This is a genomic window from Filifactor villosus (assembly GCF_042652965.1).
GTDB lineage: Bacteria > Bacillota > Clostridia > Peptostreptococcales > Filifactoraceae > Filifactor > Filifactor villosus.
On record NZ_JBHSHL010000022.1, the window covers coordinates 36168 to 54560 of the forward strand.

Below are 18393 nucleotides of genomic sequence, written 5' to 3' on the forward strand. Positions count from 1 at the left end.
AATGAGTCTTCTCGAACTGATATTAAGAATGTCTTTAAGCGGAAGTCTGGTGTTTTTGTTCTTTATGTTGATACGCCCTTTGACGAAGAGGCACTTTTCTTCCTCCTGGCACTATACGGTCCTGGTCCTCTGTATGGTGGCCTTTGTGATTCCCGCAAGGGAAGTATCCCCTATGCCGACGGGGAGGACGGAAGCAGCGAAACAGGGGGACTTCTACGTCCGAGAGGTCTTGGAGAAACAAGAGCACGCTCCGACCGAGGTCAAGCGAACCGAGATACGTCCGGAGGTCGTTCGCCAAAGCCTTGCACAAAAGGAGATTATAGAAGAAAAACATGGAGATGAGGGCATATCCGCAGCTCTTCCTGTGCGAGAAAGGGCGGAGATGGATCTCAAGACCTTGATAAACCTTGTTTATCTTTCGGGCGGATCCTTCTTCTTCCTCTTTCATCTGATCTCCTATCTGAGGTTCAGAAAAAAGTTGGAGGAGAACTCCGAAGATATCAGCGATGACAAGTATAAGCGGGAGTTTGACCTGTGCAGACGGGCCCTCGGTATTCGAGGAAAGATAGGGCTGAAACTCTGTGAAGACCTCTCTTCTCCGATGCTGGTCGGTGTTCTGCGACCCGAAGTCGTCCTCTCGCATAAGGAGGAGGACATGAAGAAGCTGAGGATGATTTTTCTGCATGAACTGAGCCACCTCAAGAGGAGAGACATCGCCCTTCAATATGTGTTTCTTCTCATCCGTTCGATCCACTGGTTCAATCCTCTGATGTTTCTTCTGTGCTCACAGATCGAAAAATACAGGGAGTACGCAACGGATGAACTTGTCGTTGAAGGGATGGACAGACAGGAGAGAAAGGACTACGCGAAGACGATCTTGAGCGTGATCGCCCTCACTCAAGGAAGAAAACAGGTTTTTACAACATCGATGGGAGGAAGCGGACTGGAATTAAAGCGAAGATTGGAGACGATGATGGATTCACTGAAAGAACGTGGCGGAAAGAGGGCTCTGTCCTTCGTGCTTGCGATGGCGGTCTTGGCATCGGGTCTTATGACGGCTTGTTCGGTACTGCCGGACTCGGATGAGGGAAGGAACAACTCCTTCGTCGTATATGCCAAGGAGGACGGGCTCTACTACTCCTATCTCAACAAATACCTCAATGCGGGTCGTGAAGTGAAGATACAGGACGGAGAAGACTTTTTTGCCCCTGCGGTATCGGAGAGCGGAAGATACATCGCTTACAGGAAGGACAAGGCCTTGTTCCTCTACGACATCGACAAGGCTCGTTACGAAGAACTGGGAGGAAAGGAATATGTGTTCGACAACTTTTATGCTTGGTGGGGAGATAAGCTCATCTATGCGGATGACGAGCCGGGCATCTATATCTACGATCCCCAAAGTGAGGAGATTGTCAACTACTTGGATCGGGAGGTAGGCGAAAAAGACGGATCGAAGGTCGAAATACAAAAGCGGGAACTTGATGCGAACTCCTCCGGAGAAGAGAAGACCGAGGAGGCACAGGTCGAAGTACAACAGGCGGAGATCTCCGACTATGTCTACGAGTACGACAACTTTAAGGTGTCCGATGATACACTCTATGCGAGATGCTATAAGAGTTGGCAGACTTCGGAGGGAAGGTTCGGCAGAAATGAGGGCATTGTGGAGATCGATCTGAAGAGTTTGGAACGCGGAAGGTTTGAAATCAGGACCGTAGTGGAAGGAAGGGAGACGGGCGAGGATGAACTCGGCTACAACCCCACCCTGTCCAAGATCAGCGAGGACGGAAGATATGTGTTTGTCAAGGAGAAATTCGCCTCAGGCTCCACAAGTGCGGATTTTGCAGGCCTTGGAGTCTACGATACGAAAAAGAAAAAACATACGGATTTTACAGGGCTTTTCGAAGAAAAAGAACAGGATCTGAGCGGAGATCTGACAGTGCTTCCCTACGACGACAACCTTGTGCTTCATCCTGACGACAGCAGCATTGTAGGGCTGATTCGAGGAGGATATCGAGATCTCTTCATCGAGAAGGAAGCCATACTGATGAAGATGGAAGAAGACGGATCCTATGACCTGATTCGTTTTATGGACGAAGGTCAGGTGGCGATGACGCCTTCGTTTACACGGGACGGAGAAAAACTCCTCTACAGTGCGACGACAGAAGGAGCGACGGGAACTGTCGAAGAGTATCAGGATGCCTATGACAACTGGGACAAACAACCTCATCACATCTATGAGTATGAGCTCAAGACCGGAAACCTTCGCCAAGTCACACAAGGAAAGGAGTTCAACTACATGCCCGTAAGCCTGTCGAAGGACGAGATCATGGTCCTTAGGGTCAGGGACAGCAAGGGGATGGAGAACAAGGCCGATCTTATCAGGATACGAAACGGAGAGGAAACGGTCTTTGCCACGGATGTGATCGCGGACTACTATCCCTCCGACAGGATCCGTGTCTTTTTCGGAAGGGATGAAGATGAGCTCTATCGACTTCGCGGAACAAAGCTCGGCGACAATTCCAAGGTCGGAGCCATCCTGTACCATGTCGACTTCCCTCAAGACCTGAACTATGCGGGGATGAAACTCCACACGGACAAAAGACCCTACGGCTTGGAGGTCCGGTTTAAGGCGGAGCAGGAGGCAATCGCCAAGTACGACTCGAAGAGCCACGACTATCTGTGGAGAACCGGCTCCACCCTTCTGTTTTCGCTGATCGAAAACCTCGACTATATCAAATACTCCGTAGAAGGCTATGACTATGATATACCGCTTTCCTATATCGACAGGAGGTCCGCCGATGCCCTTCTCAAGGCGGAAAAGGGCTATACGACCGCCGAGGCGGCAAAGAACGAAAAAAACTTCGATGCCTTCTACCGCACCTATCTTATGAAGAAGAGGGAGAGGGAAGGAGAGACACAGGCCATGGTGGGCTATCTGAGGTTTGAGGATGACAAGCTCCTCTTTAACGAGTTGGAGATTGTTGAACTCGACGACAGAAAGAGGATCGAAGAGCTTGCTTTGAAAGAAGAAGACCTGATCGGAGGCTATGCTATCGTCGATGAGGACAAGGAAGAGAAGGTCCTCGAATTTGCAGATACGGTGTTCTGCACCTTTACGGACTCCGATATGAGGTTTGTAAAGGAGGAGATGGGAGACAGGCTGTATTCCACCACCGACAAGGAAGAGATCAAGGAGATCTTTGAGTACCTGAACACGATCCCTCCCGGAGGGCACGGTGCTCCCGTCTTTATCGAGATCAGGGACGGAAAGGTCATCACCATTATCGAAAAGATGAAGTATACGATATAGAAGGATCTTTTCTCGGATGAGCAGCAACGGAGCGGTAGGACCGAAGGAGACTTTGCGGGAGAGTACCGCTCACATTGCACAGGTTGTCGATATAATACTGTTTTTCAATAGAAATACGGATATATCTATTTTTCGATGACGAAAAACTATGTTGTCTTCTATGGGTCACAGATTGTTTATATCCACTATTTAAAAGAATAGTAGTATAAGTATTTGTTTGAAACGGGCTCAAGGCAGTACCGCATCATTTGGAAAAACGAAACCGATCTTGTACAGACACAGAATATGGTAGTATTGTTATCCGTTTGATACTATTCATCATTTGAATAGTGGATAACGCGGATTTGTACTCTGTGCAAGAGGAAGCAAATGTTGGTGATTCCAAAACGGATATTAGGGAAACACCGCATAAAGGCAAACTTCCGGTTTCTCTTCAATTTTATAAAAAACAAAGGTCTGTCATATCAATGCTTTTAAGAATTTCATCCTTCTTACAAAATTGTTTTTATGCCGATTTTTCGAATTATACGGTATCTCCTTAGCACAGGTCTGTCGGATAATGGTATGAACCGTTGATATTTATGAGTTTGACTTTTTCAGACCTGAAATACTCTACTTTGATGTTCGAGACGGATAGGATCGTACTTCTATCGAAGAAGAGAAGGAGTACTCCTTTCGGAAGGTTTTTCCGTAAAATGACGGAAAAAGCACGATATGCCCTTGTGTGCTACACCGTTCATCTTCCTTTTGAAGAGGAGATAAAGGGCAAATCTTGACGAAGGGCTCAAATTGTGTTACATTTATAGACAATTCTACGATAATTACAATTTGAGAAAGAGGTACAAAATGAACAAAAAAAGATTTTTGGCAACGGCTCTTACGCTTGTATTACTTGTAGTTGCGGGATGTTCAAGCAAGTCCGCAACGGCGGATGAGGTGCTTGAAAAGGCGAAGGGAGCGGCAAATAAGGTAGAGACGGTCAGGTTGAAAAATGAGATCACACAGGTGGATACGCAGGGAGGCACGACAAACCAGCTTATGGAAGCGGACCTTATGTACGATCTCGGCACCAAGGAGATCAAGAAGGGAAAAGGAAGCATAAGCTATAAGACTGAAAACAGCGAGGAAGATGCACAGATCAAGTTTACCTTCGTGGGAGATCCCGATCACACCTTTATTCAGGAGATCAGTCAGAATGGAGAAGTCAAACGGGAGGAAGCGACCGGACCGAGTTACGAGATCGCACCCGAGTATTTTACACTCTTGGATATTCTTTATTCCATCAAAGGAGATCTCGAAGTTACCGAAGAGTCCGACGGCTATCACCTCAAATTGAGCAACAAGGATATGGAGCTGATTCCTCTATTTGCACAAAGCTATAACCTAAGGCTTAGCGGTGTCGAGGAAAGCGAAGTGGAAAAAGAGTTCGAAGCGGTGTTTGAAAAGGATACCTTCTTTTTCAAAGAGTTGAAGTTTTTGATCAAGTATGACGGAGATAAAGGCAAGTTCGAACTGGGCAACCATACGATGTTTTCCGAGTGGAACAGCCTTGATATCGATGTAGAAAACAAATAAGGCAACTGCCGGAAGAAAGGATATCGTAGAAGGTCAAGCAGGGCGGATCATCCTCGGGGACTACCCGATACGGGAGATCTCGCAGTTTTGGAAAAGCAATGCTATTTTTTGTTTAAACTGTCAGGCAGAGGGGATATATCCTTATCGAAAAACAACGCGGGTCAGGATGTACTTCCAAGTACAAGTATCCTACCTGTCAGTTTAAATAGACGATAGTATAAAACGGACCGGGTCTTGGATAAGGCCCGGTTTTTGTATGGTTTCGGATTGCTTCTCCGAGCACAATACTACTATTTCTTTCAATTATGGATATACATAATCTGTGACCCATAGAAGATAAAACAATTTTTCGTGGTTTAAAAAATAGATATATCCATACTTCTATTGAAAAATAGTATAATATATGCCTTTGCAACCGAGGGAAACAAAAATATCAACGGTTTCAAAAAACTTGAAGTTCGGGTCGCATTATGATATAATCTATATATTAGGGATTAACGGAATATCGATAAAAAACCTCCTTGAAAACCTAGTTTAGGGTCAAAAAAGGGGGTAGGTTTTCAAAAAAATGATGAAGTCCGCAAAACCTCTATTTGCAATCGATAGAGGGCAAAAAATCCTTGTTTTTTTTGGAGGCTTAGGTTTCGCCTCATCCAAAAAATCGCTTTTTTGGGGGAGGTTTACAAAAACGGCCTCTACATGCAAGTAATTGCAACAGGTTCAAAACGCAAGGGTTATATAACCTGTTAAGCCCGAAAGGGCACGAAAACTAATTTTTTCTTATTTTTTTAATTTCCATTATTTTGTTATATAACCTGTTAAGCCCGAAAGGGCACGAAAACGTGAGATTGATTATGTTCGTCATAGCGAACTCCTTTGTTATATAACCTGTTAAGCCCGAAAGGGCACGAAAACGTGAGATTGATTATGTTCGTCATAGCGAACTCCTTTGTTATATAACCTGTTAAGCCCGAAAGGGCACGAAAACTTACTCCAAAAACAAACGAACCTTTTAATGTTTTTTTGTTATATAACCTGTTAAGCCCGAAAGGGCACGAAAACTTACTCCAAAAACAAACGAACCTTTTAATGTTTTTTTGTTATATAACCTGTTAAGCCCGAAAGGGCACGAAAACTTTTCTTTTTCGAATGCATTTTTTAGAAGTACTCTGGTTATATAACCTGTTAAGCCCGAAAGGGTACGGAAACTGTTTCATATCCTCTTTCTTCAGCAAGCAAACCATAACGTTATATAACCTGTTAAGCCCGAAAGGGCACAATCCCATATACTCCGAAGGAGAACGTACAACACCCGCCATCCAATGCAAGTCATTGGATATCGGGTGTTTTTTTGTCTGTAACACTGTTTTTTGACAGGGGTGCGGTTCTGCTGATATCTATGGAAATGGACAGCAAGTTGGTTGTGTTGTTCATCATAGTAGTGCGGTTCTACCGTTATCTATTGAATATACTGCGATTCGTTTGAAGTGTTGATATCAGCGATTTGCACTACACAGGAGATAAAATGAGTTTTTGTAGTCGCAGAATAGATAGAACCATACTTTGATCGAAGAATGGTATTACATCCGCCTTCCGCCGATATTCTGTCCGTCTTTTAGCGATTTGAAAATGGAAATCCGGGGCTTAACGTAGTATAATAAGAGATATGTCAGAAACACGAAGGGAGAGGATAAGGATGAAGCGTTACATATTGGCTTTGGATCAGGGAACAACGAGTTCCAGAGCGATCTTATTCGATAGGGAGGCGAGGATCGTCGGCACGGCGCAGAAGGAGTTTACGCAGATATTTCCCAAGGCGGGATGGGTAGAGCAGAACCCCATGGAGATCTGGGGTTCGCAGAGCGGAGTCGCCCGCGAGGTGCTCGATGTTTCCTCCGTGACCGCCGATGAGATCGCAGCCATCGGGATCACCAATCAGAGGGAGACGACCGTCCTCTGGGACAAGCAGACCGGAAAACCGCTCTACAATGCGATTGTATGGCAGTGCAGACGAACGGCAAAATACTGTGATGAACTCAAGGACAGGGGACTTGAAGAAGTCGTCAAGGCAAAGACGGGGCTGGTGATCGATGCGTATTTTTCCGCCTCCAAGATCAGGTGGATCCTGGACCATGTCGAGGGTGCCCGCGAAAAGGCCGAACGAGGAGAGGTCCTCTTCGGAACGGTGGATACCTGGCTGATATGGAACCTTACGGGCGGCAAGTCCCATGTGACCGATATGAGCAATGCGTCGAGAACCATGCTCTTCAATATCGCGACCAAACAATGGGATGAGGAACTGCTCAAAGAGTTCGACATCCCCCTCAGCATCCTTCCGGAGGTCAGAGAGTCGAAGTCCGTCTTCGGATCTACCTCCGCTCCCCTCTTCGGAGGTCATGAGATCCCAATCGCGGGAGTGCTGGGAGATCAGCAGGCCGCCCTCTTCGGTCAATGCTGTTTTGAAGAAGGGATGGCGAAGAACACCTACGGTACGGGCTGTTTTATGCTGATGAACACGGGAGAACATCGGATCGAGTCGAACTACGGTCTTTTGACTACGATCGCATGGTCGATGGACAACAAGGTCCGCTATGCTTTGGAAGGCAGTATCTTTATTGCGGGAGCGGCGGTCCAGTGGCTCAGGGACGAGCTTCGCCTCGTCTATGACGCTCCGCAGTCGGAGTACTATGCAAACTTGGTGGAGGACACCGACGGAGTTTATGTCGTTCCTTCATTTACGGGCCTCGGTGCGCCCTACTGGGATATGTATGCCCGCGGTGCCATCTTCGGTCTGACGAGGGGAACCAAGAGGGAACACCTCGTAAGAGCGACCTTGGAGGCTCTGGCCTACCAATCGCGGGATGTTTTGGAGGCTATGGTGCTCGACTCGAAGATTCCTCTCAAGGAGTTGAGGGTGGACGGGGGAGCGTCGACCAACAACTTTTTGATGCAGTTTCAATCCGATATCTTAGATGTCAAGGTAAAGAGGGCGCAGGTATCGGAGACGACGGCCTTGGGAGCCGCCTATATGGCGGGGCTCTGTGTCGGCTTTTGGAAAGATGAGGGGGAATTGGCGGACAAGCAGTCGTCCTCACAGTGTTTTTTTCCGAAGATGGAAGAAGAACTGAGGGAGAAGAAGTACCGACTTTGGAAGAAGGCGGTCCAACGTTCGATGAAGTGGGAAGATGAAGAATAGACCCTTCACCGAAACTGCCTTCGTTTGATACTATTCTCCAATAAAAGTATGGATATATCTGTTTTTCAACCCACGAAACATCGGTTTATCTTCTATGGGTCACAGATTGCTGATATCCATAACTCAAAAGAAGAATAGTATGAACAGTCGATAGAGATAATCTTGACTTTTTCGGATCAGATACTATTCTGCGTTTAACAGGTTATGTAAACAGAATATATATTTACCGGATAAATAAGACGGAAGGAGAAGACTTATGCGGACAAAGAAGATATCGGAGTATGAAACGATCGATTTTTCAAGAGAGGACAAGGCGCTTTTGATCCTCGACCAGACCCTGCTTCCAAACGAAAAGAAGATCCTTCGTTTGGTAAGGGTGTGCGAGGTATGGGAGGCGATCAAAAAACTGAGGGTCAGGGGAGCGCCCGCCATCGGGATCGCGGCTGCCTTCGGTCTTTATCTGGGAGCGGAAGGGATTGATACCGAGGACAAGGAGGTCTTTTACCGTGAACTCGAAGGAGTGAAAGGCTACCTCGCCTCGAGCAGACCGACTGCGGTCAACCTGTTTTGGGCTCTTAAGAGAATGTGGGAGAGGGCACTCGAACTCAAGGGCGAAGAGCTCGAGCAAATAAGGAAGGAGCTTTTGGAAGAGGCGTTTCGGATCAGGCTTGAAGATATCGAAATGTGCAGAAAAATAGGAGAGCATGCCCTCACCCTGGTCAAAAAAGGCGACGGTCTTTTGACCCACTGCAATGCGGGTCAGCTTGCAACGGCAAAGTACGGGACGGCGACTTCGGTGATGTACCTCGGACACGAGAAAGGCTACGATTTCAAGATCTATTCGGATGAGACCCGTCCCCTGCTCCAGGGAGCAAGACTTACTTCGTTTGAACTTCATGAGGCGGGGATGGACGTGACCTTGATCTGCGACAATATGGCGGCGACGGTCATGAGCCGGGGCAAGGTGCAGGCGGTCTTTGTCGGGGCGGACCGGATTGCGGCGAACGGGGATTCCGCCAACAAGATCGGCACCTACGGGCTTGCAATCATGGCAAGACATTTCGGCATCCCCTTCTACATCTGTGCGCCGAGCTCAACGGTCGACCTGAATACCGAGTCCGGAGAGGCCATCCCCATCGAGGAACGTCCGGACGAGGAAGTGACGTCGATGTGGTATGAGAGACCGATGGTCGCGGAGGGAGTTCAGGTCTATAACCCTGCCTTTGACGTAACGCCCCATGAGCTGATCACGGCGATCATAACGGAAGAAGGGGTGCTCTATCCTCCTTACTCGCGGAGTTTAAGAGGATAAGTGTTATTGACAAACGGTCTGTGTTTGGGATATGGGGAGATATCGGAACGTTTGCACTTTACACCCTGTTTATAACTTTAATGTTGATTAAAAACACAAATTAAGTTATAATTCAATTTAAAGTCAATAAGGAAGGTGGAGTAGATGGAATATCTGAATCGTGTGCTTGGGATCCGAACTGTATATCAAAACAATGAGATGATCTCCTTGCCTAATTATATCCATGCCCGATATCGGGTACAAGAGATCACGATTGACGGGAAAAAGGCTGTTTTTGTTTATCCGAAAACGGAGCTGGATCCTGTAAATTCCGTAAAAAAACATCTTGAAAGGATAAAACGGGCAGTGAGTGTGCCTGTGATCCTTGTGCCGGAACATCTGACCTACCGGCAGAAAGATTATCTGTTGCGGGACCGCATACCGTTTATTGTGGAAGGCAGGCAGATCTATCTTCCTTTTATGGCTCTTTATCTGCAGGAGAGATGTGATGGAGGAAAACCGGCAACTGCAAAGATGCTTCCTTCAGCACAGATACTTCTTCTCCATTACATCTATCAAGGTTGCAGAAAACTGACGACCGCAAATGTATCTCAGGTGCTTTCGTTTACACCCACATCGATCTCCAGAGCTTCAAGACAGCTTGAAGAGATGGGATTGCTACAAACGGAAAAACGAGGAGTACAAAAAGTTATTTTTTCAGATAAAACGCCGAAGGAACTTTTTTTTGCGGCGCAGAATTACTTGCTAAATCCTGTAAAACGAACGGTCTATGTATCCAAGGCGGAAATCAAAGAGGACCTGCTTATAAGCGGATATTCCGCTTTATCCGAATATTCCATGCTTAATCATCCTGTAGTGGCTTGTCGTGCTACGGCAAGTATCTCTTTGTGGGATAAAACCTCGTCGGGCAGATTGCAACATTCCGATGATCAGTGTGCGGTAGAGCTTTGGAGTTATGACCCCAAGAAGCTGTCCTGCGGAGAATGTGTAGACAGACTTTCCCTTGCTCTCGCTCTTCGTGAAGACAGAGATGAAAGGGTGGAAGAAGCTGTAGAAGAAATGCTTAAACAGGTATGGAGTGATATCGATGGTAAGGGGAATTGAAAGTTTCAGAGAGTGGTTTCGCGGATATGAGGAGCAGTACGTGATCATCGGCGGTACAGCTTGTGATCTGTTGATGACGGATGAAGGGCTGGATTTTCGAGCTACAAAGGATATTGATCTTGTACTGATCATAGAGGCTGTAGATGTTGCTTTTGGAAGAAGGTTTTGGGAGTATGTGACTTTTGCCGGATATGAACATAGAAACAAAAGCACAGGAGGATTGCAGTTCTATCGTTTTACAAATCCCCGATCACGGGAATATCCAACTATGATAGAATTGTTTGCGAGAAAACCGGATAGGATAGTTTTGTCGGAAGACGCTGTACTTTGCCCTCTTCCGATAGATGAAGATGTGTCCGGCTTGTCAGCCATTTTACTTGATGATGATTACTATTCCTTCTTAAGGCAAGGAAGGATACGAGTGGCAGGAATTACAGTTCTGGATGCTCCATATTTGATCCCTTTTAAGGCAAAGGCGTGGCTTGATCTTTCGGATAGAAAGGCCGATGGAGCTCATGTGGACAGTAAGAGCATACGCAAACATAAAAATGATGTTTTTCGCTTAACAGAACTACTGGATCGAAATCAAGAGCCGCTTTCTCATTTGCCGAATAGTATAAAAGGCGATATGAGAGAATTTGCAGAGCGGATGGCAAAGGAGAATGTGGATTTAAAGCAGATCGGGGTTGAAGGTAAGAGTGTAGAAACCATCCTTGATCAATTGAAGTTTATATATGGATAAGATTGCAAGGTCAGCCTGTGTTTGTAATAGTTATACATACATAGGATATCCCTTCTCCGAATATAAAGTCGTGTTTGTTTTATGATGAAATAAAAGGAGTATGCACCGAGTTTTATGCGGGGATTTGTTTTTTCACTCATTGGAGAAATTAAAATAAGGAATCCCTTGTATTCTTGTAGACGAGATTTCAATTTTGGTATCCGGGCTTAGGAAAAACAAACTTTGTGTAAGCTTAAAACAGCTGCATATTCCGAGATTTAGAAAGTGTTAACCATATCGTAATATATCGGTAGAGGGAAGCTGAGTAGGGACTGAACTTGTTTTAGGACTTGTGATCCAAGAGGGAGAAGAGGAGGAGAAAACGTTGGAAAATCATGTGTTGTTTGAAAAGAAAGGCTCTGTCGCCCTTATCACCTTAAATAGGCCGAAAAAACTCAATGCCCTGAATCGTGAGATGATCGATGAGATCCTCTCCCTGTTGAGAAGGTGCGAAGAGGACAGGCAAGTCAAGCTGATCTTCTTGGAAGGAAGCGGAGATCGCGCCTTCTCGGCGGGAGGAGATGTGATGGCGGTCTACGATATGTGCCTGAACGGGAAGGTCGAGGAGGCGGTAGACGCCTTTCGTGCGGAGTACGAGATGGACTATTATCTCTCGGACTACTCCAAGCCCGTCATCAGTTATATGGACGGGATCACGATGGGAGGAGGAGTCGGCATCTCGATCGGAACGGACTTTCGTATCGTCACCGAGAATACCCGTTGGGCGATGCCCGAGATGAAGATCGGTTTGTTTCCCGATGTGGGGGTCAGTTACTACACCTCCAAGATGGAGGACGGGTTCGGGATGTATCTTTCCCTGACTTCCAAGACGGTCGGTGCCGATGACTGTGTCTTTTTGGGAGTTGCCGACTACAAGGTGGATTCGTCGGATTATCCGGCGCTTAAAGAAGAGATCTTGGACTTTTCATGGGAGAAACTCAACAGAAATGAAGTTACGGCGACGGTTGATGACATCATCAGAGACTACAGCCGGGAGGCGGAGAAGGGGTATCTCGAAGAAAACAGGGACGACATCAGGACCTACTTCGATAAGGAGGATCTGAACGAGATCATCGCCTCCCTTCAGGCGGATACGGATAAGCCCTTTGCCCAAAAGGCCTTGGAGTCGATCGGGAAAAATTCGCCCACTTCGATGGCGGTCACTCTGGAACAGTTGAACCGGGCGAAGCATATGTATTTGAAGGAATGTTTTGAACAGGATCTTGTGATGGTCAAGAGCTTTTTAAGGAATAAGGACTTTTTTGAGGGCGTAAAAAACAAGTTGATCGACAAGACCGATCGGGTCGAATGGACGCCGAAGGATCTGTCTTTGCTAAAAAAATCCGTGGTAGAGAGTTATTTTGAAGAGTAGACGAACAGGTCCGTCTTCCGATCGACAGGAGGGGCGGATTAAAAACCGAGAGCACGCTGATTCAAGCGTGCTCTTGCTATGGGTAAAAAGTTTGAAAGTCATATACTTATCCGTTTCCCTATATATTTTGCCCTTAACGCGGGAATGTTAAAGCTGTTTGAAGGTCATATATTTACCCGCTTATACTGCGGTCTTTTTATACTGTTATCCGCTGAAATTGACAGGTTGAAAATTTGGAGGGCCTCATCCTCCAAGCTGTTTTTCGGTAATGATATGTTCTGTATACCCGGCATTACATATAATATTCGCTGCTCCTGTTACAGACACAAGGTTTCGATAGGGTTGCAGTGTTACAATATCATCCTTCTATTGACCATACTTCTTCTTAGCAGCCTAAGTCCTGTTTGATCTGTTCAAGGATGCCTTCCTCGTCAAGGTCAAGCTGCTCTTTCAAAATATCGACACTTCCCTGGGTAACAAATTCGTCGGGGATCCCGATGCATCGGACTTTTTTGTCAAACAGAGCGTTCTCCGTCATCATCTCGAGGACGGCACTTCCGAAACCGCCTGCGAGCACGTTTTCTTCAAGGGTAACGATATATTTGCAGTCGCGTATTTTTTCGAGAAGGAGGTCTTTGTCCAAGGGCTTTACAAACCTCGCATTGATTACGCAGACGGACCGGCCTTCCTCTTCCAGCTTCTTTGCGATGTTCACAGCGGGATAGACCATCGAACCCACGGCAATCAGAAGGATATCCTCTCCGTAACTGAGGACTTCGGCCTTTCCGCGTTCGAGTTTTTGGAAGGTCGATTCCATAAAGGCTCCCTTGCCCGCTCCTCTCGGATATCTCACTGCGACTGGACAGCCGTAGGTCGTTGCGGAATAGAGCATATGTTGGAGTTCGTTCTCATCCTTCGGTGCCATGACTGTCATATTCGGTATCATTCGAAGGTAGGAGTAGTCAAAGACACCGTGGTGGGTCGGACCGTCTTCTCCTACTAAACCTCCTCTGTCCAAGGCGAAGACAACGGGCGAGGACTGGAGGGCGACGTCGTGGATCAACTGGTCGAAACTTCTCTGAAGGAAGGTGGAATAGATGGCTACAAAGGGCTTCATCCCTTCCAGTGCAAGAGAAGATGCCATGGTGACGGCGTGTTCCTCAGCGATACCCACATCGAAGGCACGGTCCGGAAAGACGGAGGCAAACTTGTCGATCCCCGTTCCGGAGCCCATAGCCGCCGTGATGCCGACAACGGTTCTATCTTTTTCGCCCAGTGCGATCAGAGTCTTTGCAAAAACATCCGTGTACGACACGGCCTTTTTCTTCGCAAGCTGTTCTCCCGTCTTGATGTCGAAGGCTCCCGTACCGTGAAATTTGTCGGGACGGTTTTCGGCGGGCAGATACCCCTTGCCCTTTGTCGTGATCACATGGATCAGAACGGGACGGTCGAAGGTCTTGCTGTTTTCCAGTACGGAGATCAGCTCGGGCAGTTTGTGACCGTTGATGGGTCCGAAGTATTTAAAACCGAGTTCTTCAAAGAAGGCTCCCGGAACAAGAGCGTTTCGGAAACTGTCCTTGAAACGCTCGGCGACATCGAAGACCTTGTTTCCGACGGAAGGAATCTTCTTGAGCAGACCTTCCAGCTCCTGCTTTGCCTTGGTATAACCGGGCTCCGTGCGGACCTTCGTCAAGTACTTCGACATACTGCCTACGCTGTTGTCTATACTCATGTCGTTGTCGTTCAGGATGACGGTCATATTCAAACCGAGGTGTCCCGCGTGATTTAACGCTTCGTAGACCATACCTCCGGTCAATGCACCGTCCCCGATTACCGCTACGACCTCGCCTTCCTCCTTTTTGAGATCCCTTGCGATCGCAAAGCCGGTAGCCGATGAGATCGAGGTACTTGCGTGTCCGACGCCGAAGAGGTCATGTGCACTTTCCTTTCTCTTGGGAAACCCGGAGATGCCCCCGAACTGCCTGAGACTGTCAAAGCGATCGTTTCTTCCGGTCAGGAGTTTGTGAACATAGGCCTGGTGTCCGACGTCCCAGATGAACTTGTCCTTGGGGGAGTCGAATACATAGTGCATTGCAAGCGTGAGCTCGACTACTCCCAAGTTGGGGGCAAGGTGCCCTCCGGTCGCCGCCGTGACTTTGATCAGTCGTTCTCTGATCTCATAGGCAAGCTCCTTCAACTCTTGGGTGGAAAGCTGCTTGATATCCGAAGGCGATTGTATTTTTTCTAAAAACATAGTAGACTCCTTTAAATTTAAGATGGTTTGTCAATGCGTCATATCTTATCGACTTAGCTTGTATATACCTTATTTCGGTAGGGCTGAAACAGTCGGACGATATCCGAACTAAGGAGAGTTCTCACATAATCCGCAGAGAAGGGGCGAGATCGGTTTCATACAAAAGACGGGATCTTTAGAACAAATGTAATTCAAAGCCTTCTGCATTTGTCGAAACTTGTCAAAAAGACGAGGGTTCTTCTTTGTACGGTATTTGTGTAATTTATTAAATGGAGGAGGGTTCCACCCTTTAGCGGTCCAACTCCAAAGAAGGAGAGATGTAAAAAACATAGCCCTTCTCCTTGCAGAACTCTCCTATCTTCCGCGTTGTTTTGGAATCGGCTCCGTACTCCAGTAAGTATACGTCCAGACCCTTCGACTTGCAAAGGGCAAGGTAGTCCGTAAGGTAGAGGGTCTGTTCTTCATCCTGCGGGTGGAAGCTTCGGTCATCGAAGTCGATCGAAGTAAAGACGGTCTCCTGGTTGACGGCATCGATCAGACCCTTGTAGTCACCGCCTTCCAAGGCACGTCTGACAAAGTTGTCGCCTCCGTTGATAACGATGGGGAGGCGGTACTTCTCCTTCAGTCCTGAGAGAATATCCTTGAGAGCCTCATAGACCTCATCCTTGGGATATTGATACCAAACATCGGTATTGTCGATAAAGAAACCGTCGACTCCCTTTTCGCTGATCTGTTTTGCCAAATCATCGACGATGAAAGTCCTCCACTCTTTATCCGAAACATCGATCCATCTTTCTTCAGGCCAGTCTTCGTAATCTGAAAGCGTAAGATGTTCAAACTGCGGATAATAAGGTCTGAAATCTTCGATTGAGCCGATGTTGAGATAGGAATATACCTTCTGTTTTTTCTCGTGAAGAGCCTCGATATCCTCCGTCGAAAAATGTAAGGCATCGATAACGACGAGGTCGTATCCCTTGAGTTTTGAGATTTCTTGAGAGTCAATCCCCAAAAATACCCCATACTGACCTTGGTTCTCTGCCGAACAGGAACATAGACAGAGAAGGCTGCATAAAAGACAGAGCAAAGCTTGTTTTGTTCGGATTTTCATACCGATACTCCTCCTTTCCGCCGGCGTTGAGACTGTCTTTTGTCACACTTGTTGAAAAACCGCTAATACCGGTATTTGATAGAACTCTTGTTATATCTATTGCGACTATGAAGATTCGTTTTATCTCCTGTGGAGTAGATCGCTGATATTGCCAATTTGAGTGAATAAATTAAGAGGGATTCCAATTCGTATGAAAAAACCCCACAAAGTCAAACACTCGGTTTTATAAAATATAGAAGCTTGTCATATCAAAATGTTCAAGATTTTCATCAGTCCCATAACGTTGATTTTATACGTATGTTTTGAATTATACGGTATTGCCGTATATTTGTTTGAAACAGTCGATATCCTGTACTTTGGAGGTTTTGAACTACATTCTGTAATAAATGGAGCGGACGGTTCGTCTCTTCTGATTGGAGAAGGGTATGAAAGGTCTCTCTGTCTTTAGAATACCTCCTACGAGATAGAGATCCACAAGAATCCGCACAGTCCGTCTCCATATTTCTGTATGCAGTTTTTTTACGCAATGTCGGAATAACGTACCTTGGCTATCGGCAATGAGTACGGATGTATGCGGAGGCAAACGCCCTCACTTCTTCATCGAGAGCGATCAGCTGATCCAAGGATGTGATCCGTGTCGGTACAAATTGTCCGGTCACTTCCTCGACGATCTCGACAATTTGGAGGAAGGAGATCTCTTCTTTCAGGAAGGAGTGAACGGCGACCTCGTTGGCGGCATTCATAACGCAGGGGACGGACCTTCCCTTTCTTCCGACGTCGTAAGCGAGGGAGAGGGCGGGAAAGAGTTCGATGTCGGGTTTCTTGAAATTCATCTCTATCCCCTTCGACCAGTCAAAACGTTCGAAGAAGTTGGGTTGACGATCGGGATAGAAGATGGAGTACTGGATCGGCAACCTCATATCCGCGCGCCCGAGTTGTGCGAGGATACTTCCGTCCTTGTACTGTACCATCGAATGGACGATGCTCTGAGGATGGATGACCACCTCGATATCGTCGTAGTCGACCCCGAAGAGTCGCTGTGCCTCGATCACTTCCAAGCCTTTGTTCATCAAGGTTGCGGAATCGATCGTTATCTTTTGCCCCATCGACCAGTTGGGGTGTTTCAACGCATCTTTTAAACCGACCTTTTTCAGTTGTTCTCTTGTGAACGAGTGAAAGGGACCGCCTGAGGCCGTCAGGATGATCTTATCGACTTCCTGTCCTTCTTCCAGACACTGAAAAATCGCAGAATGTTCGCTGTCCACCGGAATGATTTTGGCCTCGGGATGTCTTCTTAGGGCTTCGGCAACGAGATCGCCGCCGGCGACGAGGGTCTCCTTGTTTGCAAGGCCGATCCTCAATCCGTGCTCAATACAGATCAGAGTGGGCAAGATGCCTGCAAACCCGCTGATGGCACCGATGGCAACATCGATATCCGCCTCCTTCAGAACATCGGAAAGAGCATTCCAACCGAAAAAGAAGCGGATAGGATGTTCAAACTCTTCCTTCGAGAGAAGAGAGAAACTCTTTTTGTCCGTGATAAAGACATAGGACGGACGGTAACGGCGTATTTGCTCAAGCAACAAGTCTGTATTGGAGTGAGCCGAAAGGATACGGATATCCAAACAGTTGGAAAAGGAATCAACGACTTGCGTTGTCTGTGTACCTATGGAACCCGTGCTTCCGAAAATAGCAATTTTTTTCAAACTGGACCTCCTACATATCACTAAGGGGATATCGCAAAAAAAAAACAAACTTCCTTGACTTATAAAATGCTCTTTTCATCCTCTCACAAAAGACATAAGGCATCCGGAGACAAGGTTTAAAAATGTTTCGACTTGTGCGGTATCCGTATTATTGTATTCGTTCTGTCACGATTCGAACCGTTCATATTCGAAAATGTCGGCGACAAGATTTGCCCCTTGCCGTCTCTGTGAGAAAATTTCGCTACTGCTATTTTATCAAATAAGAAAATTTTTTCAACCGATTTACACAAACCGGAGTGTGAAGTCTGTAAGAAATTTGTAGTTGTCGTTCGGTATAGGGAGAAGGTGGAGGAAGGCTTTGTAAAAAGAAGATGACAAAACAAGGGTACGATGCTTTAAACCTAGAAAAATACAAGTTTTGAGCTTGTGTATAAGATTGACAAGGGAGACAAATTATGGTATTGTGTGTACATAAACTGAATACAAAAAACATAAAATTGGTTGGTAGACAGAAATGTCTTTAATAGAGAAGTCGGGTGCAAATCCCGCGCAGTTACCTCTGCCGTAATGAGAACGAAGAACAGGAAACCACTGCCTCGGGGCGGGAAGGTGTTCGGAGGATGAATCTTAGCCGGAAGAACTGCCGATCAAGTTGATCTATTCTTGGGATAAGGG

General features: G+C 46.7%; 10 protein-coding genes and 1 riboswitch. Of the genes, 7 read left to right on the forward strand and 3 right to left on the reverse strand.

Features of this window, described 5'->3' with window-relative positions; all coding sequences use genetic code 11:
* Position 1: 1 nt before the first annotated feature.
* From ACFO4R_RS06230 to ACFO4R_RS06260, 7 genes are all read left to right on the forward strand, one after another.
* On the forward strand, positions 2 to 3310 hold the full coding sequence (locus ACFO4R_RS06230) for a M56 family metallopeptidase (RefSeq protein ID WP_379788192.1): 3309 nt from the start codon (positions 2 to 4) through the stop codon (positions 3308 to 3310).
* A gap of 846 nt (positions 3311 to 4156) precedes the next feature.
* Positions 4157 to 4885 carry a hypothetical protein gene (locus ACFO4R_RS06235; RefSeq protein WP_379788193.1) on the forward strand — a complete coding sequence of 243 codons (729 nt, stop codon included), beginning with the start codon at positions 4157 to 4159 and terminating at the stop codon, positions 4883 to 4885.
* Positions 4886 to 6581: 1696 nt separating this feature from the next.
* On the forward strand, positions 6582 to 8081 hold the full coding sequence (gene glpK, locus ACFO4R_RS06240) for a glycerol kinase GlpK (RefSeq protein ID WP_379788194.1): 1500 nt from the start codon (positions 6582 to 6584) through the stop codon (positions 8079 to 8081).
* Positions 8082 to 8337: 256 nt separating this feature from the next.
* Complete coding sequence (mtnA, locus tag ACFO4R_RS06245; protein WP_379788195.1) at positions 8338 to 9393, forward strand: S-methyl-5-thioribose-1-phosphate isomerase; 1056 nt, start codon at positions 8338 to 8340, stop codon at positions 9391 to 9393.
* A 144-nt stretch (positions 9394 to 9537) separates the two neighbouring features.
* A complete protein-coding gene (locus ACFO4R_RS06250; RefSeq protein WP_379788196.1) occupies positions 9538 to 10497 on the forward strand; it encodes a winged helix DNA-binding protein in 960 nt (319 codons plus the stop codon).
* Positions 10481 to 11239: a hypothetical protein gene (locus ACFO4R_RS06255; RefSeq protein WP_379788197.1), complete on the forward strand. Its 759-nt coding sequence runs from the start codon at positions 10481 to 10483 to the stop codon at positions 11237 to 11239. Before ACFO4R_RS06250 ends, ACFO4R_RS06255 begins: the two co-directional genes overlap by 17 nt.
* 364 nt (positions 11240 to 11603) lie before the next feature.
* Positions 11604 to 12650 (forward strand): enoyl-CoA hydratase/isomerase family protein, encoded by a 1047-nt coding sequence (locus tag ACFO4R_RS06260; RefSeq protein WP_379788198.1) that lies wholly within the window; start codon positions 11604 to 11606, stop codon positions 12648 to 12650.
* Between the two features lie 385 nt (positions 12651 to 13035).
* Here the strand turns inward: ACFO4R_RS06260 and dxs are convergent, their stop codons facing one another.
* The 3 genes from dxs to dxr all read right to left on the reverse strand — a co-directional run bounded on the left by dxs (position 13036) and on the right by dxr (position 17718).
* A complete protein-coding gene (dxs, locus tag ACFO4R_RS06265) occupies positions 13036 to 14904 on the reverse strand; it encodes a 1-deoxy-D-xylulose-5-phosphate synthase (RefSeq protein WP_379788199.1) in 1869 nt (622 codons plus the stop codon).
* A 289-nt stretch (positions 14905 to 15193) separates the two neighbouring features.
* Complete coding sequence (locus ACFO4R_RS06270) at positions 15194 to 16012, reverse strand: endo alpha-1,4 polygalactosaminidase (protein WP_379788200.1); 819 nt, start codon at positions 16010 to 16012, stop codon at positions 15194 to 15196.
* 548 nt (positions 16013 to 16560) lie between these two features.
* Positions 16561 to 17718: a 1-deoxy-D-xylulose-5-phosphate reductoisomerase gene (gene dxr, locus ACFO4R_RS06275; protein ID WP_379788201.1), complete on the reverse strand. Its 1158-nt coding sequence runs from the start codon at positions 17716 to 17718 to the stop codon at positions 16561 to 16563.
* Between the two features lie 485 nt (positions 17719 to 18203).
* Positions 18204 to 18380: riboswitch (cobalamin riboswitch) on the forward strand.
* The last annotated feature ends 13 nt before the right edge of the window (positions 18381 to 18393 follow it).

Excerpts from the sequence above, each read along its gene's own strand:
- ACFO4R_RS06250 (WP_379788196.1), top strand. The coding sequence starts at position 9,538 with ATGGAATATCTGAATCGTGTGCTTGGGATCCGAACTGTATATCAAAAC.
- ACFO4R_RS06270 (WP_379788200.1), bottom strand. The coding sequence starts at position 16,012 with ATGAAAATCCGAACAAAACAAGCTTTGCTCTGTCTTTTATGCAGCCTT.
- ACFO4R_RS06230 (WP_379788192.1), top strand. The coding sequence starts at position 2 with ATGAGTCTTCTCGAACTGATATTAAGAATGTCTTTAAGCGGAAGTCTG.
- glpK (WP_379788194.1), top strand. The coding sequence starts at position 6,582 with ATGAAGCGTTACATATTGGCTTTGGATCAGGGAACAACGAGTTCCAGA.
- ACFO4R_RS06255 (WP_379788197.1), top strand. The coding sequence starts at position 10,481 with ATGGTAAGGGGAATTGAAAGTTTCAGAGAGTGGTTTCGCGGATATGAG.
- mtnA (WP_379788195.1), top strand. The coding sequence starts at position 8,338 with ATGCGGACAAAGAAGATATCGGAGTATGAAACGATCGATTTTTCAAGA.
- dxs (WP_379788199.1), bottom strand. The coding sequence starts at position 14,904 with ATGTTTTTAGAAAAAATACAATCGCCTTCGGATATCAAGCAGCTTTCC.
- ACFO4R_RS06235 (WP_379788193.1), top strand. The coding sequence starts at position 4,157 with ATGAACAAAAAAAGATTTTTGGCAACGGCTCTTACGCTTGTATTACTT.